The organism is Paraflavitalea pollutisoli (assembly GCF_029360705.1).
Classification (GTDB): domain Bacteria; phylum Bacteroidota; class Bacteroidia; order Chitinophagales; family Chitinophagaceae; genus Paraflavitalea; species Paraflavitalea pollutisoli.
Genome location: NZ_JARKMX010000008.1, coordinates 783,126 through 804,749 on the forward strand (window position 1 = coordinate 783,126; position 21,624 = coordinate 804,749).

The following is a 21,624-nucleotide window of genomic DNA, read 5'->3' on the forward strand; positions in this document are numbered from 1 at the left end:
AATAGCCACCATGAAAACAATACTGCTGACCCTATGTCTGCTGGCCACTTATGTATTGCCAGCGCAATCACCCAATGCCGACAGCCTCTATTCCCCGGTACACCTGCGTGAAGACCTCGCCTATCTGCAACAACAATTGCGCGATGTACATGCCAACCCGTATTCGGAATACAGCGCAAGCGAATACGATCAACTGTTCGCCACCATCAACCGTCAACTCAACAAGTCTATAACCACCGCGGAATTCCTGCGCCTCGTGAAGCCTGTCATTGCGCACCTCGGTGATGAGCATGCCCATATCGGTTTTAAACAGGATCAGCTGCCACGTCAGCTTCAATCTGCCTCCCTGTACCTGCCTTTTACCCTCGGGAAGGTGGGTGACGACTATGTCATCGACCAGGCATTTGGCAATACAGGCTTGCAACAAGGAGATATTGTACGGAGCATCGACAATGTGTCGCCTGGCGCCTGGATACGCCAAGCTGCTGAACTGGTAAGCGGCACACCCGCTCAACGTCCTGTAAAAGCTGCCCGTCAGTTCGGCTATTATTTCGGCTGGATCGATCAATCTACCCGCACAGACCATACCGTTTCGACGCAGCGGATCAATTTGCGGGTGAAGTCCATTGACCTGACCACCTGGAATGGGTACACCGCCAATCAGGCCGCCAGCACCCACTGCCCGCAACGCATCAGTTACCGGCAGGTTGGCCAAACCGGGGTGATCGACGCCTGCTCGTTCGACGTGAAGCCCAGCGGCCAATTCACCCTCGAGCGCATCCAGCAACAGATTGACAGCATTTTCCGGATCATACGCGACAACAGCATCAAGAGCCTGGTCATCGACGTCAGCCACAACGAAGGCGGGAATTCTGCCGTTGGCGATTACCTCATCGCGCATATTACCAACAAACCTTACAAAGGCTATCAGAATACCTGGAAGCGCAGCAAAGAATACCAGCAACTCTATGAATCCTGGGGCATCAAAAACGAGTTCTACGCCAATACCGCGATCGGTAAAACGATCATCTCCGCGCCCCGACAGGTAACACCACAGGAAGTACTTTATCCCTTTACGGGAAAAGTGGTGGTGGTCATCGGCGAGCACACGTTCTCCAGCGCCATCCTGTTTGCCACGATCATCAAAGACAATCAGCTCGCGCCCCTGATCGGACAAACACCCGTAGAAGGCCATCCCAACCATTTTGGAGAAATGTACAACACCAAACTGCCGCATACTAAACTGGAACTGCGCTTTGGTGTGAAAGAATGGATCCGGCCCGCTGGCAAACAATCAGATAAAGACAATGTACTGGTGCCGGATATCCAGCTCTCCTCCGTCGATATGCAGGACATGAAAGAAGTGATCTACCGGGCGCGGCTCAGCGACCGATAGCTAACGCAGTATGATCACTGTGCCACGCCGCTGTACCAGCCGGTCACGAATATCGATGCCAGAAGCCATCCACACAAAGGTGCCGCGTTGCTCCGCCTGCCGGTACAGGCCATTCCAACCCACGGCCGGGTTGTTGGTATAGAACACCTGCTCACCATAGCGGTTGTAGACCACCAGGTACCGAAACCGTTTGATGTTGTGGGGAATGGCGTGCAACAGATCGTTTTGCTGATCGCCGTTGGGACTGAAGGCGCTGGGCACCTCGATGCGTGCTGTAGTATCTGCCTGCGCCCATAACAGCTGGGGGATGGTTATCATCAGCAGGGCGCAACAATATTCGGCTATACGCGTGGTTTTGGTGGACATGGATGCTGGATCTGTACCGGCAATTTACGCAAATTTCCAGTAGGCCAGTCCGCCCAGCAACAGCAATACACCACCGGCCCACCAATACCATCCTATGCCCGAAACGGGCCTTTCCAACCTGATGGGCTGCCAATGGCCGCTGTACGTAAGTGCGGCCCAGTAATAGGGCAATTGAAGGCGTGTGTTGCCTGTCTGCCCGTCGATGTATTGCAGTTTGGCCTTGTGCAGGGAGGCAGCTGCATCCTGCTGTTGAGACAGTGCCCCATAGAAATGCAGGAGGATACTGGTACCGGCCAGGTCATTGACATTCCAGCGTCCGGCAATGACACCGCCTGCTCCCGCTCCGGTAAAGGCCCGGCTTAGGCTATTAACGCCCTCTCCGGCCAGCCAGGCGCCATCTGCCGTTTGGCAGGCGCCCAATACCACCAATGTAGGCGCAAAGCTTCGGTAGCGCAGGTCGAACAGGTAAAAAGGCTGATCATATAACTGCAGGTAAGCCTGTGTATCCTTACCCGCGGCTACTGCATGACTACTGATATGCAGTACGCCCTGGTCGCGTGCATGGTCTATAAATTGTTGCCAGGTAGCCACGCTATCGACGTAGTAATTGCCCGATACCTGTTGCCGCAATTGCGCATATTCGTCCTGCACCATCAGCGTCGCCTGCCGGGTGCTGGCTCCTTTGCTGATAAAGAAGCCGGTGAAGCCACTCTTTTCATATTTCGTCGTTTGCTGTTCATACCAGGTTTGCAGGGAATAAGCCTGGGATAAAGTGGTTTCCCGCAGGAGATAGGGCCATTGTCCATAATTATTAACGAAGGCGTTGCGCACCGGCAATGCTTCAAAAGGCAGGTAACTGTACTGCCCATCCGGGATCAGCAGGTAGCGTTTGTCCGACTGCCAGGTACGGTCGCCAAAAATGCGCTGGTACAAGGCATAACCCGCTGCAAAAAAAGCTTGCGGATCGCTCAGCATCGCCTGGGGGCCTTGTTGATACCAGGTATTCATATAATTCCGGATAACTGCTTCGGTCTGGCTGCCGGCCTCGATCACACGCACCCCATGAACCGTTTGCTGGTCAAATTCGATGAGCCAGGTACTGTCTTTACCGGCAAAGAATTCGATGGCGATACAGTTGAGCGGCAGCTGGCGCCTGAAATCGCTCAGTCTGGCAGCAGTAACAGGTACACCGCCTGTAGCTGCGTAGCGCAGGCGGTCATCGAGGGTCATGAGTTCGTAATCGGCAGCCTGCAATAACCTGGCGGTGGCCGTATCCTGGGGATGGGTAGCCAGTTCCCGCTCATAGTAAACCACCGCTTCCTGCAGCTGATGTACCTTACGTGTGGTACTGTCTGTCGCTTGACGGCCGGTTGGGTGACGCCGGTTGCGCTCATAGGCCAGCACCTGTGCCTTCGATTGCTCGGCGATCAGCAGCAGGTGATCCCGGTAGGCGGGTTGCGCTGTTTGAACCCACAAAGCCTGCGCGAGTTGCATGGCTTCATTGGCCCGGGCCTTGGCCAATTCCTGTTCTTGCAACCTGGCGGAAGTATGATAAAAGGCTTGCTGCAACCGGTACACGGCCGCAAAAACTCCATCATATTGTGCGAGTGCGGCGACCTGCTTGCCCAGCCGCGTAAAGGCGCGGCCCTTGCCGGTCAGTGCATCTGCCAGCAGACTTTCACTGTACAACTGTGCACCTGGTGGAACGGCTGCCGCTGAGGCAGGTTGCCAGCCAGGCAATAAACGCTGCAAGGCCGACTGGTACGCTTGCAAGGCCGCCTGTGGCTGTCCGGTAGCGAGGTACACGTCACCGGTCAGTACGTCGATCTTCGCTTTTTCGCGGGGACGGTTGTCGGGGAAATATTGTTGGAACCAACGGGCTGCTTCCTGTACATAGCGCCGTGCGATTGCATACTGTTGCTGTTTGAGGGCCACCTGGGCAGCAGCCTGCAACGCGCTGCCATACCAGTAGCGGGCTTCCGGCAAGGCAGTAAACCGTCGCAGGTGGGCAATGGCACGGTCCACTACTATCCGCGCACTATCGTATTGGCCCGCTTCCTGGTACACTTCGGCTTGCGTACTCAGCAACAAACTATAAAGCGGTGTGGAGGCACCGGCCAGTTGCAGTCCCAGTCGACAATACTGCAAAGCAGCGGGCAGATCGCCCTGCCAGCGGGTACTGATGGCCATATTGTTGTAAGCCGCGGCCATCTCCTGCCGGTCGCCCCGCGCTTTGGCCAATTGCATGGTTTTGTCATGGATAAAAAGCGCGGCTTCGTAATCACCCAGGCGCGTATAATTATTACCCAGGGGCTTGAGTAAATAATCGAGGATGTTATCGGCATCAGGCAAGGGATAGGCCTCATAAAACTGCAAGGCCGCTTCATACCCCTTGATGGAAGCCAGGATATTGCCGGATTGCAGTTGGTAATACCCCTGCAACAACAACAGGTTGAACCAGGCCAGTCTTTCATCGTAGGTGGTAAAGGAACGCCAGGCGGCTGCCTGGGTCTGCATCAGAAAGGACAAACGCGATTGTGGCCCTGCTTCTGCATAATCGGTGCGGGCATAGATCCAGGCCTCGAGTTGATCGGCCTGGCGGTATTGGTCGAGCTGTTGCTGCAAGGCAACTGGTGGCAGGCTGTCGGTGACGGCCATTGCCGGCAACACGCAACAGCCGTAAACAAGAAGCAGTAAAATCACCTTTGGCAGGCAGCGGACTATGGACATGCCCATACTGCTAAAGTAGGTCATTCCCTGAAAGGGAACAAGGTATCGAGGCAACTGAGTAAAAGCAGTGGAATAACCTGCATAGATATATTCGTTGTATTCTCTTGATCCCTTGCCGCCTTTGTATTTTGTATTCCCTCGATGCCTGGTTGCCTGTTTGCCTCGTTGCCTTCTCTACAACTTCCAACTCGCATACACAAACAGGCGCTGGTGCGAGGGACTGATGTATTGCAGGAAGCGACCGCCAACGGCTGGCCCATGGCGCACCAGGCCTACCTGCACATCCGCAAAGATGGCTCCCCGCCATTTCGTCAAGGATTCTATATGTGGTTCATATTTGCCTTTGATCAGCTGCAGCCCCTGCCCGTTGGCCTGCTGCACATACGTATCGATCGTATGTGCCGTCCTTCGTTCTAGTTCCACGCCCACCAGCGCACCGGCACCCGCCACCAGGAAACTGTTGACGTTGTACCGGAAGAACACCGGCACCGCTTCCAGGTTCAGCACGCTCTGGTGTTTGTAATGGTCGCGGTACTCCACCTTGTAGCCTACGCCGTTGAGGATGGTATCGCCGCCCCGGAAACGTCCTTCGTAGGTGTCGACCGTATTCGTTTTGCCCAGGTACAGTTCCCATTGCCAGTATTGCCGGTAAGCCGCATATTCCGACAACGTCAGGCCTACTACATATTGCTGCGACAATACATCCACCGCTTTCTTACCGGGAATGAAGCCGTAGCCCAATACAATACCCGGCGACAGCCCCTTCTTGAAACGCCCCACCGACCGATTGGTATAGATGGGTTCATTTTTGTCGAATACGATCGAGGCTCGGCTGGTAAACGGCAGTTTCTTCATGCCCTTGTTGAACCGCAACCGGTACCGCACATACCCCATGGTAGAATCCGGATCACTGATCCCCTCCTGCTGGGTACCCGGCAGGTAAATATTCTTGAAGATGAATTGAATGCTGTCTTTGGTCAGCACGGTGTCGAAGCAACTTTGGTAGGCATAAGCCGAGTCGCACCAGGTACAGGCTGGTTTTATATCAACGATCTCCACCGTACCGGGATTGAGCATACCCGGAATGGTGACGGTCACTGCCACCCGTTTGGCTGGTCCCTTCCCGGTATTCTGAAACTGTATCTTGTAGGTATTCTCGCGGTTCTTACCTGTAAAGCGGTAATTGAGCCGCCGGTTGCGCAGTTGGAGGCGGTTGGGATCATGCGACGCCACGATCTGTAATTCCAGTTGGTACTGCTCTACCTCCAGGGATGGATCGTCGGGAATGAAGAGTCCGGTGATGGTCACCACGGCATTGGTGTCTTTGATCATCTCGGGCAGGGTGTTCAATTGCACAAACATAAATTGTTCCTGGCCGGCTGCCACGGATTGTACCCGCCAGATATGGTGCTTGCGGTAGGTAGCCATTTGCTGGTGCAGGAACTGCTTGAGTTGCGGTTTGTTGCCCACCCGTACCCCGCGCTCACTATTGGCGGCAAACAGGCTGCGGCGCTCGCGAAAAGCCGGCGCTTCTTCCCGGTCTTCCGCCGGCGCATAGGCCAGCACCGAATCGAGTCCGATGGTACGTTCCTGGTGATAGGTACGTGCTTCTGCCAGGTCAAAACTGCTTTGGGCAAATTCTTTTTCGTTGTACAACAACATCACGGAACCACTGACGGGACTATTGCCCGATCGGTTGCGGTAACCGAGCAACAACAACATGTCCTCCCCCGGGCGTGGCTGCTGGTTGGTGATCATCTCCAGCGCACCTGTTCCTTTGAAAAAGGCAGGGGTGCTATTGGTCGCCAGCAGGGCCTTCTTCCCTACTTTGATCTTTTTGAGGCGGGAAGGTGGCTTCTTGCCATCGTCGTAGTTATTGGTCGCATACAGGCGTACGTTGTAGTCGCCGGTATCTTTGTATTGGTGCACCGGTTCTTTTTCAAAACTGTAGCGGCCATCGCCAAACTCCCAGAAATAGGTATAGAAGGGAGCCGGAGCACCCGCCACGCCCCGCAATGGGCGCAACTGCGACCTGAACAGTACGCGGTTATGGTCAATGGAGGGCTCTATGATGGCTGGCAGCGTATCGTTGAGCTGGGCAGCCACGGGTACAGCACTCACCAGTAAAAGCAAGGTCTGAAGCAGTAGTCGGGTTCTTTTCATATCGTCGGCCGTTTGTGGTATCTGTCGTAAATAAACGGTACGGATGTTTTGTTACCCCCGCAGCAAGATAAAACAAGGTGCGGGCCTATGACATATGTCATATACGAATTCCAACGATGCCTGGTTTTACGGATCGGCGCCACCGGGCAGACCCATATAACGAAAAAACCGTAACTTACAGTATGGCCGTTAAACCATTGGTAAGGAAGTTGTTGAAGATCGGTGGTATTGTTTTTGGAGTGCTGCTGGCTTTGCTGGTGGCGGCTTATTTCTGGTTTGTACACCATGCCGAAAACATCCTGCGCGAGATTGTCCGCTCCCGGTCCAATGGCACCATCGAACTGTCGCTGAAAAGCATTACCTACGATTTCAGCACCCGGCAGCTCAAACTGAAGGACGCGGTGATCTTCAATACCGACTCGGTCGCCAAAAAATCAGCCTTCCGGGTATCCGTTCAGCGTATCCACCTGCGCCTGCACCGCCTTCGCTCCCTGGTACTGCACCGCGAACTGGTGATCGACAGCCTGGCGATCCAAAACCCGGATATCCGCGTCATGAAGTCCGACACGCTGGAGCGTCGCCATGGGTCCCTCACCCACGAAATTGGTGACATCTATCACTCGATACAAAATGCCCTGAACCTGTTTGAGGTAAAACATTTCCGCATCCTCAACGGGCGCTTCCTGCTCGATAACCAGGCGCGGTCCGACTGGCAGCCAGTCGCCCTCTCCAATATCTATTTTGCCATCAACAATATTCATGTAGGGGCCGATGCGGCAGATACTTCGGCCTTTAAGTTTTCAGAAGACATCGAGTTCCGGACCGATCACCAGCTCATCACCTTCCCCGACAATCGCTACCGGCTCGGCTTTAGCCAGTTCAGTATCCATGTTCGTAACCGCGAACTGACACTCGATAGCTGTACTATTGTATCTACCGGTGTGCGGCAGCAACCTTTGTCATTGAAACTTTATTTCGATAAGCTCCGGTTTTCCAATATCGATTTCCCCGCGCTGTATGCCAACGGGGAAATAAAGGCCGATTCGCTGTATGCAACCAATCCCAACATCGACCTGCAGGTAAAGGTCGACAGTGGTCGCAAGCGCACCGACCTGCCCCCTGTACCCATGGATACCGTATTGCGGCACCTGGGCATCCATTTGGAACTGGGGTATGTGGGGGTGAAAAATGCCACCACCTCTGTTGTCACCCTGCGCAACGGAAAAGCCGCCACCTTCAATACCCGGGGCGATGATTTTGAAGTGCGCGACCTGGTCATCGACCGACGTGCCCCGCAACCGGTATCTATCGGCCGTTTCGATATGGCCATCCGCGGTTACTCCAGCCTCAACAAAGACAGTACCTATCGATTTAAATTTGACAGCATCCGCATCGTCAACTCCAATATCCTGCTCAATAATTTTACGATCAGTAGCCTGGCCGGCGCTCCTATACAAAGGCACCATGAATTGCCGGTGCTGGAGCTCGACAGTTTATCCTGGGAAGCCCTCCTCTTCGACCGCCACATCAAAGCAAAGCAAGCCATCCTGTATCAGCCGGAGATCCTGTATGTACGCCGGTTCAAGGCAAAGCGCACTGATAAAAAGCCTTCTCTCTATTCCATACTTAACTCGCTCGACAATGTCATGTCGCTCGAGCGCATCCGGGTAATCGACGGCCATGTGTCGTACGAACCCAGTCCTGGTACCAAGTTGTTGCTGGAGCAGGTAGACCTGACCGTATCAACCGACGAGTTGCTGGAGGCTCGTTCATCAGCGATGATGGGTGAAGCGGTCGATTCCCTGCATTTTGTCAAGGGTAGCATCACCACCCCGAAGTTGCAGGCAACCATCCAGGGCGGCAGTTTCCTCGCGCAGGGCACCCACCTGCGTGCCGATGAGGCGGTGATCCGCGACAAGGTGGGCAACATGCAGATACGGGCTAAAGGCTTGCATCTTTCAGGGCTCGATTTCAACGACAGCAGCGACCATGTGCGCATCGATCAGTTGTCGTGGAAAGAAGCGCAGGCATCGTTTACGTTGCAACCTGCTACCCATAAGGCCAACCGTGGTCTCCCGATTTCCCTGCTGGCGAGGGAAGTTGATGGCAACAATACGCGGCTTACGCTGCATACGGCTCACGGCACTTTACAAACGCATCTTGCCCGGCTATCGTTGCGTGGCGTATCGAAACAGGAAGGGGCCGATGCGAAGGTGGGTGCCCTGGTCATCGAGGGCCATAACGGACAGTATATAGGACAGGGCCTGGAGGCCAATATGGGGCCATACAAGATTGCCGACCGCGCATCCTCGCAACTCACCTACCTACGGGTGTCGCACACCAATGGTAACGATACGATCGCTGCTAGTGTGCCGGTACTTCGTTTTGTACCGGATATCGCTGCCCTGCTCGATGGACGTATTCATATCAACTCCATTGCCCTACAATCGCCTGTATTGTGGGCACACCTGGGCAACCGCCCGGCGGCTGTGGCTACCGAACGTAAAGCCGGCAAGGAATTGCCGTTGCTGCACATCGGCGAGCTGCAGTTGGACCAGCCGGTCATCCATTTCTACCAGCAACAGGCTGAGCAGTCGCTACGGTTGCTATGGGACAAGGGCAATACGCCTGCGGACAATCAATGGGTCATTAAAAACATCGTGCATGACGGGCAGTCCCCACTCAGCATACAACAGGTAAAGATCAACGGTACAGATGTCGCCTTTACCCATACCGGCAAAGACATACTGCGATTGAAGCCGCAGCGTATGCAGCTTACACTTTCCAATCTGCACCTGGGGGACGGCCATCCGCAGGCGGTTGCCTGGGCCGGCCTGCTAGAGCACCTGGATATTAAAGACATGGCGCTGCAGGGCATCGGCAAAGACAGCGGTCGCCTCCACCTGGCCTCGCTGACGCTGGAACACCTGGCCCTGCAAGCCAAGCAGTCGCCCACTGAATGGCTCGATCACAGTCCGCGTTTTTACCTGCGCGATCTCTCCGGAGAATTTCTCTCGGTAAAAAACGCTTTCCGCTGGAAAAAGCTCAGCTATCACCGCGCGCAACAGTTGTTGTCGATAGACTCCTTCAGTTACTGGCCCACCGCCGACCGTGATGCTTATGTAGCCAGCAAGCCCTTTCAAACAGACTATATACATCTACAAACCGGGCGCATCGATTTTCACCGGCCCGACCTGCGCGCTTTGCTGCACGATTCCATCGTACACATTCCATCTGTGCGGGTACACGAGCCTGCGATATCGGTATACCGCGACAAAAGACCACCACGTGAGCCGAATGTGATACGCCCCCTACCGGTGAACCAGATCCGGCAAATACCTTTCCGGTTGCAACTGGATAGTGTGCAGGTCATCGATGGGCAGGTGCAGTATGAAGAACTGAGTGAAAAGACCAACAAGTCGGGCATCATTCCCATCACGCACCTTAACGCGTTGCTGGCGCATGTCAAGAGTTTTGGTATCGAACACCAGGATAGCCTGAAACTGCAGGCTCATGCCACCTTATTCGACTCCATCGATGTGAATATGCGGCTGCAAGAGTCCTATACCGATTCGCTGGCGGCCTTCCTGATGACTACCCGCATCGGCCGGGCCAACCTATTGCTGCTCAACCCAGCAGTAGAACCCCTCGCCTCGGTTCGCATTCGCTCCGGCTACCTCGATACCCTCACCATGCGGGCGATCGGTCGGGAGTACCTTTCTTACGGAGAAATGAAGATGGAATACCAGCGGCTAAACGTCGAGTTCCTGAACAAGGGCGATGAACAGAAAAAGAATTTCCTGACGAAAGCTATCACCTTTATTGCCAATAGTTTCGTGATCAAAAGCCGCAACCGGGGCAAAACGGGTATCGTGTATTTCGAGCGCCTGCGTGATCGTTCTATCTTCAACTACATGATCAAAATGATCCTCAGTGGTGCCGGTTCCAGTATAGGCGCCAAGAAAAACAAGAAATATATCAAGAAGTACAGGCACGAACTCAAACGGCAGCAACTTCCTGAGATTCATTATCATTAGTGAGCTGCTACGCCGCCCGCTGAGCGATTGCGGGCCTCGGTTGTCCATTATTACCTCGTTGCCTGGATGCCTTGTTGCCCTTTTCTCCCATTCCACTCATTGTCACTTCCTGCTTACTCAAGCAACGGCCCCGTCAACTCAATAGCGGCACTAATCGCAATAATCCCCTCCTACCTTTAACATCCTGGACGCAAAAAATATTTGGAGAGAACTATTAACCCACTTAACTTGTGGACTAATACATTATTCTCCTGCTACCAGTAAAGACATATTATTCTACGTGTTGTTGTAGCGGTCACTCGCTGATGGGTTGCTGCTGTCAATAAGCACGCCTATCCAATTCCTGTTTCGTTTCTTCTTATTGTATTCCATTAATTATTAAAATAGTATCGTTATGAGTCAGCAGTGGCATTTTGACACCTTACAATTGCATGCCGGTCAACAGATTGACCCTACCACCAAATCAAGAGCAGTTCCCATTTACCAAACCACTTCTTACGGATTCGACAATGCCGCCCATGCAGCCGATCTGTTTGGTCTGCGTGCCTTCGGCAATATCTATACCCGCATCATGAACCCCACTACCGATGTGTTTGAGCAGCGGATCGCCGCATTGGAAGGTGGCGTGGCCGCACTGGCCACCAGCTCGGGTCAGGCGGCGCAGTTTCTCGCGCTGACCAATATCCTGCAGGCTGGTGACAATTTCATTTCTACTTCTTTCCTGTATGGTGGAACGTACAACCAATTCAAGGTCGCTTTCAAGCGCCTGGGTATCGAGGCGCGTTTTGTAGATGGTGATGATGTCAATGCCTTTGCGAAAAAGATAGACAAGAACACCAAGGCGATCTACCTGGAAACCATCGGCAACCCACGCCTCAATATTCCCGATTTTGAGAAGTTCGTACAGCTGGCCCGTGAGTATGACCTGCCATTGGTGGTTGATAATACGTTTGGAGCAGGTGGCTACCTGTTTCGCCCGATCGAACATGGCGCCAATGTAGTCGTTGAATCTGCTACCAAATGGATCGGTGGTCATGGTACTACCATTGGTGGCGTGATCGTCGATGGCGGTAATTACAACTGGGGCAATGGCAAGTTCCCGCAGTTTACGGAGCCTTCCGAAGGCTATCATGGCCTGAAGTTCTGGGAGGTGTTTGGAGAAGGCAATCCACTGGGGCTGCCCAATATCGCTTTTGCGATCCGTGCGCGGGTAGAAGGGCTGCGTGATTTCGGCCCCTCACTGAGCCCATTCAACTCCTTTCTGCTGCTCCAGGGACTGGAAACTTTGTCGCTCCGCGTACAACGCCATGTAGACAATGCGCTGGCCCTGGCGACCTGGTTGCAGAACCATCCGCAGGTAGAGTTTGTAGAGTATCCTGGTCTTACAGACAACGCTTATCATAAACTGGCGGCTAAATACCTTACCAATGGATTTGGTGGTATCCTCAACTTCGGTATCAAAGGAGATAAAGAGAAAGCCAGTCAGCTCATCGATTCGCTGAAGCTGGCCAGTCACCTCGCCAATGTAGGCGATGCCAAGACGCTGGTGATCCATCCTGTCTCTACCACCCACGAACAGCTGAGTGCAGAAGAACAGGTGGCTTCGGGTGTACGTCCTAACCAGATCCGTGTTAGTGCGGGCATCGAACACATCAGCGACATCATCGCCGATTTCGAACAGGCCATCGATAAAGTATTTGCGAAAGAACTCGTATCCTGATAAAAGGTGCTCAAGGATCCACCCGGCGCCGCGAAGGTGCCGGGTATTTTTTGTACCAAGCAACGCCCAGATTTACCATGAGCGATCATCAACTTTTTGTATCCAACGAACCATTTTTGCTGGAAAGTGGCGACACCCTCGCCGGTTTTCACCTCGCTTACCATACGTACGGACAACCTGATGCCATGGGCAACAAGGTGGTGTGGGTCTTTCACGCACTGACGGCCAACAGTGATGCCGTCAGTTGGTGGCCAGGCCTGGTGGGGCCGGGAAAATTATTCGACCCGGCACAGTATTTTATTATTTGTGTCAACATGCCCGGCAGTTGTTATGGCAGTGTGGGCCCGCTGGAAAAAAAGCCAGGCAGCGATGGAGCGTATTATCATTCTTTTCCTGAGCTTACCATTCGCGATATGGTACATATGTACCAATCCTTGCGGCAGCACCTGGGCATCGGGCAGATACATATCGGCATTGGGGGAAGCATGGGTGGCCAGCAATTGCTGGAATGGGCCATTGAAGAACCGGGAGCCTTTGACTATATCATCCCCATTGCCACCAATGCCTGGCATTCGGCCTGGGGCAAGGCCTTCAATGCTTCGCAACGCTGGTGTATCGAAAATGATCCCAGCTGGCGTACGGAGCATCCCGATGCCGGGATGGAAGGCATGAAGGTGGCGCGGAGTGTAGCGCTCCTATCCTACCGGCATTACCAGACCTACGACCTGTTTCAGAGCGACGAGGCGCCTTTTGCGCCGGCTCGTTACAAAGCGGGCACGTACCAACGATACCAGGGCGAAAAACTGGCGCGACGTTTCAATGCATACAGCTATCATCGCCTCAGCAGCAGCATGGATAGTCACCACGTGGGGCGTGGCCGCCAGGATGCCGCGACGGCCCTGCAAAGTATCCGGGCGCGCGCGCTGGTGATCGGTATTGAAACCGATATCCTGTTTCCCCTGGCGGAGCAGGTGTACCTGGCACAACATATACCCGGGGCAAAGCTGGCAGCGATCCACTCGCTGTATGGGCACGATGGATTCTTGCTGGAATTCGAGGTTATCGAGAAAGAGATACTGGATTTTTTACACGATAGTTCGGTCAGGGCTGATAAACCGGTGCAAAGCGATTTACACAGCAATGTTTAACGAAAATCAGTACCATGAACTATTTTACCGCCCGGGTCGAGCTGCACCAGGCAGGTGCGGCCGATTACCGGCATTTGATCCGTGCCATGAAGAAGGAGTTGTTTATACCACGTAATGAAATGGCCCAGTCGGGCAATATCACGTTCCGGCGCAGAACGGCTGGAGAGATCAGGGAAGTGATTGACGCTTTGTTGCGGGCAGCCGCTTCTACCGGCAGAAAATTCTCTTTTAGTGTGATGAAGGGATAACCGTTTCTTTTTACCATTTGGCCAGCCATTCGCGGGCAATTTCCCGGCCATCGAGGTCTTGCTTAACGACTACTTCCAGCAGTCCTTTCGCTTGCACGAGGTCGCCGGGCTTGTCTCTTTTGATGAGGGTGAGGGCCTGGTAGAAAGTGCCTTTGTTGCTGTATCCGCCACGGTCGGCCATGAGCTTGAACCAGGCCAGGGCTTTGTCGTATTGCTGCAGGCGCAGGTTGGTGACGCCGGCGTATTCGAGGGCCTTGACGTTGGCGTTATTGCGGGTAACGAGTGCCTCGGAGATCTGGAGGGCTTCGGCGTATTTGCCTTTGTTGTATAAGGAGCGAACGAGTTCGATGCTGTCGACGGTGGCGCTCATCGATACACCCAGGTCATTGAGTTCCTGTTTGATGTATTGGTCGGCCAGTTGTTGCTTGGAGTCGCCGGTGAGGAAGGTGACCGAGAGTACGATGGCGACGATGGCAGCGGCGGCGGATATATAATACCATACGCGGCGTTTGGCGGGCATGGCTACGACGGGCGTAGCGGGCCTGTCGTTGTATATTTTGCGGAAACGGGCTATTTTTTCGGCCCGGGCCGATTGCTGCAGCAGTTTTTGGGTGCTGAGGTAGAAGGTTACTTCTTCGGCAAAAGAAGGATCATCGTGCAGTCGCTGCTCGAATTGCTGATGAAGGGGAGCCGTCTGCGCTCCTTTAAAATAGTCGTCGATGTATTCCAGGTGTTTCATGTGACCTTTATGTCGGATTGTATAATCGGCGCAGTTTATCCAGGCATCGGAGCCTGCTGGTTTTTACCACATCGGCCGTTTTGTATTCCATCAGTGCGGCTATTTCCCTGTCTGTATGTCCTTCTGCCGAGAGCTGTAACAGCTGGTGGCAGTTGGCGCCTATTTCCGTTAATCTTTGTTTCAACAATTGTTCATCTGCCTGATCTGCGAGCTTTTGTACGATGGATTTACCGGCGTCCGAAACATGCAACAGCATGTCCGTAATAGAAACCGTTTGATGCACCTTATTCTTATTAGTCGTCTTTTTGCGCAACAGGTCAACGCATTTGTTCTGAAATATTTTATACAACCAGGTTTTGAGGGAAGAAGCGCGTTCAAAACTGCCGTCGGCAATCTTGTCGATGGCGGAGAGAATGGTATCGGAGTAGGCATCGAAGGATTCATCCTCTATCAGGGGGTATTTGCGCATGCCTTCCTGGATGAAATACATGTAGGTGCTGAACAGTTCCTCCTCGCCTTTTCTTCTATCTATACCGCCACGGGTCAGATTTTCGAGGATCCGGAGATCCGCGGCCGGTAAATTTTTCGAGTCGTTCATTATAGAAATGTGGCAGTTAGCCGTAAGATAACAAAAATATGCCCAAAAATAATTCGCTTCGCTGTTTCCCTCATTTATCCGTCCCGCGACTAATATCATGAAAGCGACCCTCAACCATTAGTCTTATCCATGACAGTAACCGTGCTGCTATCGGTAACATTTTTATCGGTTCCATGATGAAATTGTTGCTTTTTGCTGTCAGGGGTAACCCTCAGACCGATCAACGGAGACCAGGTACACAAAGATATTACGCCATTAAGCATTAAACCTTTTTCAAGATACTGCGCGGCAGGGATTTGCAGTGCTATTTCATAAAGCCCTTGCTTCTGCAAGGGCTTTATAGCCATTCATGAACCAAACAACGTCCGGCCAATGATCCGGTTAACATTAACCAAGTTTCATACAAGACTACCGTCTATGAAAGTCCAAGACATGCAGCTAATCGCGGAAACATTGCCTTATGACTCCCAGGAGGCGCGACTGGAATTTCTTCAGGGACATATCCAGACGCTGGAGCATGAGCTCAATCAGCTCAACCTGCTCGAACACCCCTGCGAGATCCTCGCTATCTGTAAAGAAATTATAGCCATCAAAGAAGTATTGGGGAAAATAGCCCCCGTGACCGAGTAAAGTTAGTTAGTCAACCAGGGCCTGCCCCGTGTAGGCCCTTTTCTTCTTCCTCCACCACCCTACGGCTACGCCAATAACAATGAGGACCAGCACCAACGCCGGGATCAACAACCACCACGAAGCAGTTTCAGCAGCCGGAATGGCCGTGATCTTTCCCGTCAACACCGGCACCGCCCAGAAATAAGGTAACATATTTTCCTTCGAAGCATTTGTCATGAATTCCAGTTTGGCATGTTGCAACGCAACATCTGCCGGTTCACCCGCCGACAAAAACTTATAAAACAAGGAAGTCAGGGTATAGGTCTTCCGGTTATCGGCCTTCCACAGGCTCGTAATGGCGGCCGGGATGCCCAGCGCCGCAAATCCACGGTTGAAACTGAACACACCTTCACCCTGGTAAAACTTACCCGTGCCGGTTTCGCAGGCAGAAAGCACCACCAGGCTGGTGGCTGGCCGCCGGTCGCTCACCAGCTCCGACAACGGCAACATAGAATCGGAAAAATAGATCGTCGGCTCTCCATCCTCTTTATTGTCCAGCGCGTGGGTATACAATTGAATGATGCGGTAGTCGGTAAAATGCTGCAAGAAATTGTGGCGGGAGGCATCCTTCCCGATAAAGTTGTCGGCACTGCTGAAATAACCGGTCAGCATGCGCAGCGAGCGGTCGCTCTCTGCCAGCTCGGGCAATTGTGAGTAACCATATTGTACCGGTGCTACGCCCATAAAACTCCGCGTTTCCCTGCCCGGCGGCACCGTAAAATCATTGAGCAGGTAACGTGCCGAATAGGTATAACTGATCGCATGTTCACGCAACAGGTAAGAACCTTGCTTGGCCGTGGTCTGCAGGGCTTCGTAGGGGAAATAGGCCCCATCCGGCGAAATGATGAGACGACCCGGCGGCAATTGTACACCGGCAAAGATCAACGCATGCAAGCGGTGGGCAATGTCCGAGAAAGTACCAAAATCATCGTTCTGCAAACTGTAGGTGGTGATATACCGGTTGAAGGCACTGGCCAGACTATCATACCGCTGTTTGTCGATGCGGCGCAACTGGGTACGTTGCGCATCGACGACCAGCATATACACGGCGCTGTCGCCGGCAAACACCTCCACCAGGGCCCCGTAATCCCGCAGTATGCCGTTCTGCACCTGCGAAAGCGTGATGAAATTGCTATCGATAAAACTCTGGTAGTAGAAGGGATTGCGTTGTTTGATCAGGGTACGCAGGCTATCGAGTTTTTGCTGATGTGCTACTTTTTCAGCCAGTAAGCTGCTGCGTTCTGCGATCGTCAGGATCGGGCTTTCCAGTTCGCGGTTGAGGGCACTGACACGCTTCATCGACTGCGTTTGCAACCGGATATCCTGCTCCCCCATCCACCGCTGATCGGCCAGTTGATCGTTGAGCAGCACGGCGCGGCTTTTCTCGAAGAAATAAAAGGCTTCTTCTACATTGCCCGACAGGTAACAGGCTTCCAGGGCAGCCTCGTACAAGCCGTGGCTGCTTCGTCGCCAGAATAGTTTGGAGTTGAGGTTGGCCTGCTCGGTTTTGATGCGGTTCACCAGCTGGTCGGCTTCCCGGTACGCCGCAATGGCTTTATCCAGGTCGGCCCCCTGGTGGGTTTCCTGGTATTTACGCTGCCAGGTATTGCCTCTTTCCATAAACAGGCCGGTGAGGTAATGCGTTTTCTTCTGGCGCATAAAGTCGGCCGGTGGCGTGCGCACGATCTCGGCGGCAGTGATACCCGGGTGGATATGATCCAGTGCCCGGCTAAAGCAGGACTGCGCCTGCCCAAATTGTCCTTGCTGTGTATACAGCTCGCCCATATTGGACCAGATATTGACCGACTCTACCGAGTCTGCCTTATAGAGACCAGGATCTTTGTTGATAGTTGATAAGGCCGTTTTGAAAATGGCGAGGGCCTGATCGTATTGTTTCAAATGCCGGAAGTAGATCTCCGTAGCCAATGTATTCAGTAGTTGCTTGCGGGGCAGTGCGTTCTTTTCGAGCGTCAAGGCTTTTTTGAGATCGCTCAGGGCCAGATCATAACGGCCTTTGTGCAATTCAACCTCGGCACGTAATCCATAATAGGTACCCTGATAAGCGGACAGCCGTCGTAGCGCCTGGTTGCCCACCTGGTTGCTGAGTAACTGTTCGGCGATATCATATTGCCGCAACCTGACATGACTGTTGATCTGCCATACGAAACTGCTGTGTGCATAAGACATGACCTGTTGACTATCGGCTGCATTGGTCACCAGGGGCAGGTAGTGGGTCGCCTTGTCATTGCATTCCTGGAAATACTCCAGACTTCGGTGGTAGTCGCCCAGGTCATAAAAATATTCTCCCCGCTCATAAAAGGCTGTCAGGGCAGACGGATCTACAAAACCAGAGGAGCGGCTGGTGGTCACACAATTTTCCAAGGCCGTCATGGCCTCCGGAATATTACCCGTCTTGTTGTAATACAGGGCAATAAAGTAATGGAGCTGTACCAGGTCCCGGCTGTCGCCCGTATGCCGGTAGCCAGGTTGCCGGAGGATATCGAGGGCTTGCTGCAACACACGGATCACGTCTTCATTCTTCTGTTGGAGCACATAGGTGGTGGCGATAGCCCGGAGCAATTGAATGTGCGTGGAGTCGTCGCGGTATCCACAACGGATCAATTCTTTTTGCAGTAGTTGGAGTTGCCATCGGGTGGAGTCCGGATTGCGGGGCGCTGCGGCCTTCAATACAGCAATGCGTTGCACCCATGCATCCCTGCCGGGACATTGTGCCTTTGCGCCATTGAACCATAACCAGCTACAAAACAGGAGCGTGATGTACTTACCCATCGCGCTTAAAGGTAGTTATAATAAATAAAAAAATCCCGGCAGAACGCTCAGCGAGCAGGTCTGCCGGGACAAATCCTGTTGGGTATTATCTAAGGCGCTTCACTTACAGGTGTGGTGGAGGCGGTGGTGGTGGCTTGGGCGGATCGATCTGGCCGTCGCCATCGCCGTCTGCAAATTCCATGGCAACCATGTCAGCTTTGGATTTCTCCAGTGCTATGGAAGGCGGAGGTGTTACAAATACATACAAGGTGTAGCACAGGCAACTGGGTTGGGCGGAAGGCGACTGCGACCACTCAAATTTGCAGGCATACGACTTACCTTTCACGATGTTGTACGCAGCGGTATAACCTGCGTAATAAGCCTCGATGGCTTCCTTGCGGTGTTTGATCGTAGATTCCTCGATAACGATGTCTTTGTACTCGCCCGTAAACCACAGGCCATAGCCTGGAGGGGCAATAGGGGCATACAGCGTTTCCAGCGCAGCTGCTGCGGTCGATTCATTAATGCTCATAAACCTGATTTTAAAGTGAACAATTGGAGATTTGCTATATCCGGCATACCGAACAACACCTTCAGGTCAGGTTCGAAGGGTCACCTGAATTCATTGAAACAGCATACCTGTTGATCCGGAGTTGAAACGATTCATAAGGGGGAGTAAAAACTTTCATATAAGGATAAGTACAGTACTGGTTTAGAATGGGCCCGAAAGTGTACAGGATTTTGTCGTAAATCGGTCCGGATATGGAAACAAACTCATCTTGTTTTCTCACTCGAAATCAATATTCACACAAAAAGAATGGCGGGTGATACCATCGAATGGTGAAAGTAATAAAAAAGCCATGCGGTCAAAACTAATCTGCCGACAAAAATGCAGGTTTAACGTTTTCACAACCTCCCCAGGGATTTGCGGTGGCGTTGACCGTTTGCCCTTTCCGAAGCGGGCGGAAAAAAGAAAAGGAGGTCACGGGGACCTCCTTTGCGTTGCCAGCTGTGATGCATTAAAGCCGGCTCTTTCATGGCTAGACGCGAACTTATTTGGCGCAGGCAATTTTTCCGGCAGTACCGGTCAGGGGCATACTGCTTTTCGAGGCGGGCGCCTGCGTATGGTTGTTGTTATCGGGCGTTTTACGGTATTTCGCCAGGTTGATCAGTAATACGGAGGCGAGGATCACGGCCAGGCCTGCCAGTTGCAGCCCACTCATGTGCTCACCGGCAAACAAAACGCCGAGCAGTACCGCCACCACCGGGTTGACATATACGTGGGTACTCACCTGGGTAACGGGACGAACACTCAACAACCAGACATAGGCGCTGAAAGCGGCCAGCGACCCGAATACCACGAGGTAGGCCGTTGCCAGCCAGGAAGAAGCGGGCACCGCCTGCCAGTCGAAACCAGCCCATTCTTTATTGAGCAGGCTGGCGGGCAGAAATACGAGGCCGGCCGCCAGCATCTGCCACGCAGAGTTGACGGTAGTAGACCCGGTTGATTTTTTCTTGGAGTACAGCGATCCGCCGGCCCAGCTCCACATACCGATGAGCAGGATCAATAAACTGAGGCCCGATACGGCACCATGGCCGGCGATCACGTCGGCGGCGCTCTCGTACATCAGCAGGATAACACCCCCAAAACCGATCAACAAACCGGCTACGGTGTTCCGGTTGGACAGGTTGGTCTTCCAGTTGGGTTTGTCGAGTAACACGAACCACAGGGCCTGTGATGCGATCAGTACACCGACGAGGGAGCTCGGCATTGTTTTTTCGACCCAGATCACGGCGCCGGTACCTACGAATAACAACAGTACACCGGTGATGGACGCATGTTTGATCTGCGTGGGATTGAATATTTTTTCCTTGCGGATCACACACCACAACAGTAGCAGGACACCGGCGATGATAAAACGCAGGGCCCCGAGCATGAACGGCGGGATATGTGCGACCGCTTTAGCGATAAAGAAATAGGTGGAACCCCATACGATGTATACCGTGGCAAAGGCGACAAAGATGAGTAAAGGACTGGCTTGTTTTTGTTTTTCAGCTAATGACATACTGTTAGTTTTTTCTGATCACCAATTGTTGTTGCTCTTTCACGGTTTCCAGCACAATGGTTGTTTTGGTGGAGATGATGTTGGGCACTTTCTTGATCTCCTTGCGCATGAGGGCCATCAGGGAAGCGGAATCTTCTGTACGGACCTTGACCAGGAAGCAATCTTCACCGGCTACGATGTGCACTTCCTGCACTTCGGGAATTTTGGCCAGGGTACTGGCAATCTTTGCGTCGGACTCCAGCTCTTTCGTTTTGATGAAGATGAAGGCCAGCAGCCGTTGGTTGAGGGCCAGTGGATTGATCGCTGTTTTGTATTGGAGGATCACTTTTTTCTGCTCCAGCTTCTTGACCCTTTCCAGCACGGCCGACGGCGCCATCGACAATTGCTTGGCCAGGTCAACATTGGAAATGCGGGCATTTTCCTGCATCAGGTCGAGGATCTGCAGATCAATGTCGTCCAATTCAATATCCATACAGAATTAATTTCCGTAAAGCTACAAAGATTCCGAATAATATTCTGAAAATAATTCTTTATTTAGTGAATAAATCGCCTGATTGAGTGGGTGAACCGTGGAATCGTCGGTGACCGGCAGCACCCCAGCTCGAAAAGCGGCAATTGTTTATCGTTTATCGATAATGTCCGCTCTTTCTCTTTAACTTGCGCCCTCTTCATGCCGATCGTAGTCAACCTGGATGTCATGCTGGCCAAACGCAAAATGACACTGACCCAACTCAGTGACAAAGTCGATATCACTATCGCCAACCTCAGCGTGCTCAAAAGCGGAAAAGCCAAAGCCATCCGCTTCTCCACCCTCGAAGAGATCTGCCGTGTGCTCGAATGCCAGCCCGGCGATATCCTCGAATACCTCGACGAGCATGCGTACAAAAAACTGATGGGCTAACGATTGCACCATGTTACCATCCGTTTAATTCTTACCTTGACGGTATAGAATCGTTCCTTATCCAATACTTTTAT

At 52.9% G+C, this 21,624-nt stretch carries 16 protein-coding genes; 7 read left to right on the forward strand and 9 right to left on the reverse strand.

All coding sequences use genetic code 11. The features are described from left to right. Positions 1-10: 10 nt before the first annotated feature. Positions 11-1,396, forward strand: coding sequence for a S41 family peptidase (locus P2W70_RS17250; protein WP_276482744.1), 1,386 nt, complete (start codon positions 11-13; stop codon positions 1,394-1,396). Here the strand turns inward: P2W70_RS17250 and P2W70_RS17255 are convergent, their stop codons facing one another. The 3 genes from P2W70_RS17255 to P2W70_RS17265 form a co-directional block, all read right to left on the reverse strand. Continuing rightward, positions 1,397-1,762, reverse strand: coding sequence for a T9SS type B sorting domain-containing protein (locus tag P2W70_RS17255; protein ID WP_276482745.1), 366 nt, complete (start codon positions 1,760-1,762; stop codon positions 1,397-1,399). A gap of 24 nt (positions 1,763-1,786) precedes the next feature. Then, positions 1,787-4,492 carry a CHAT domain-containing protein gene (locus P2W70_RS17260; RefSeq protein ID WP_276482746.1) on the reverse strand — a complete coding sequence of 902 codons (2,706 nt, stop codon included), beginning with the start codon at positions 4,490-4,492 and terminating at the stop codon, positions 1,787-1,789. A 174-nt stretch (positions 4,493-4,666) separates the two neighbouring features. Then, positions 4,667-6,655: a PKD domain-containing protein gene (locus P2W70_RS17265; RefSeq protein WP_276482747.1), complete on the reverse strand. Its 1,989-nt coding sequence runs from the start codon at positions 6,653-6,655 to the stop codon at positions 4,667-4,669. A gap of 182 nt (positions 6,656-6,837) precedes the next feature. Here P2W70_RS17265 and P2W70_RS17270 point away from each other — a divergent pair, with 182 nt between their 5' ends. The 4 genes from P2W70_RS17270 to P2W70_RS17285 all read left to right on the forward strand — a co-directional run bounded on the left by P2W70_RS17270 (position 6,838) and on the right by P2W70_RS17285 (position 13,808). Then, the gene (locus tag P2W70_RS17270) at positions 6,838-10,692 is read left to right on the forward strand and encodes a hypothetical protein (RefSeq protein ID WP_276482748.1); all 3,855 of its coding nucleotides are present in this window, start codon (positions 6,838-6,840) and stop codon (positions 10,690-10,692) included. A 394-nt stretch (positions 10,693-11,086) separates the two neighbouring features. Next, a complete protein-coding gene (locus P2W70_RS17275) occupies positions 11,087-12,412 on the forward strand; it encodes an O-acetylhomoserine aminocarboxypropyltransferase/cysteine synthase family protein (RefSeq protein ID WP_276482749.1) in 1,326 nt (441 codons plus the stop codon). Positions 12,413-12,489: 77 nt separating this feature from the next. Continuing rightward, entirely contained in the window at positions 12,490-13,560 is a 1,071-nt protein-coding gene (locus P2W70_RS17280; protein ID WP_276482750.1) for a homoserine O-acetyltransferase family protein, read from the forward strand. A 14-nt stretch (positions 13,561-13,574) separates the two neighbouring features. Then, positions 13,575-13,808: a hypothetical protein gene (locus tag P2W70_RS17285; RefSeq protein ID WP_276482751.1), complete on the forward strand. Its 234-nt coding sequence runs from the start codon at positions 13,575-13,577 to the stop codon at positions 13,806-13,808. A 10-nt stretch (positions 13,809-13,818) separates the two neighbouring features. On the opposite strand, the gene P2W70_RS17290 is transcribed toward P2W70_RS17285, so the two are convergent. Beyond that, entirely contained in the window at positions 13,819-14,547 is a 729-nt protein-coding gene (locus tag P2W70_RS17290; protein ID WP_276482752.1) for a tetratricopeptide repeat protein, read from the reverse strand. Positions 14,548-14,554: 7 nt separating this feature from the next. Beyond that, positions 14,555-15,145 (reverse strand): RNA polymerase sigma factor, encoded by a 591-nt coding sequence (locus P2W70_RS17295; protein ID WP_276482753.1) that lies wholly within the window; start codon positions 15,143-15,145, stop codon positions 14,555-14,557. A 417-nt stretch (positions 15,146-15,562) separates the two neighbouring features. Here P2W70_RS17295 and P2W70_RS17300 point away from each other — a divergent pair, with 417 nt between their 5' ends. Continuing rightward, positions 15,563-15,775 carry a hypothetical protein gene (locus P2W70_RS17300; RefSeq protein WP_276482754.1) on the forward strand — a complete coding sequence of 71 codons (213 nt, stop codon included), beginning with the start codon at positions 15,563-15,565 and terminating at the stop codon, positions 15,773-15,775. Positions 15,776-15,781: 6 nt separating this feature from the next. Here P2W70_RS17300 and P2W70_RS17305 read toward each other — a convergent pair whose 3' ends face one another. From P2W70_RS17305 to P2W70_RS17320, 4 genes are all read right to left on the reverse strand, one after another. Further along, the gene (locus tag P2W70_RS17305) at positions 15,782-18,604 is read right to left on the reverse strand and encodes a CHAT domain-containing protein (RefSeq protein ID WP_276482755.1); all 2,823 of its coding nucleotides are present in this window, start codon (positions 18,602-18,604) and stop codon (positions 15,782-15,784) included. Positions 18,605-18,707: 103 nt separating this feature from the next. Continuing rightward, on the reverse strand, positions 18,708-19,115 hold the full coding sequence (locus P2W70_RS17310; protein WP_276482756.1) for a hypothetical protein: 408 nt from the start codon (positions 19,113-19,115) through the stop codon (positions 18,708-18,710). Positions 19,116-19,635: 520 nt separating this feature from the next. Continuing rightward, complete coding sequence (locus tag P2W70_RS17315) at positions 19,636-20,649, reverse strand: EamA family transporter (RefSeq protein ID WP_276482757.1); 1,014 nt, start codon at positions 20,647-20,649, stop codon at positions 19,636-19,638. A gap of 4 nt (positions 20,650-20,653) precedes the next feature. Next, entirely contained in the window at positions 20,654-21,121 is a 468-nt protein-coding gene (locus P2W70_RS17320; RefSeq protein WP_276482758.1) for an Lrp/AsnC family transcriptional regulator, read from the reverse strand. Between the two features lie 198 nt (positions 21,122-21,319). On the opposite strand from P2W70_RS17320, the gene P2W70_RS17325 reads away from it, so the two are divergent. Continuing rightward, on the forward strand, positions 21,320-21,550 hold the full coding sequence (locus P2W70_RS17325) for a helix-turn-helix domain-containing protein (protein WP_276482759.1): 231 nt from the start codon (positions 21,320-21,322) through the stop codon (positions 21,548-21,550). The last annotated feature ends 74 nt before the right edge of the window (positions 21,551-21,624 follow it).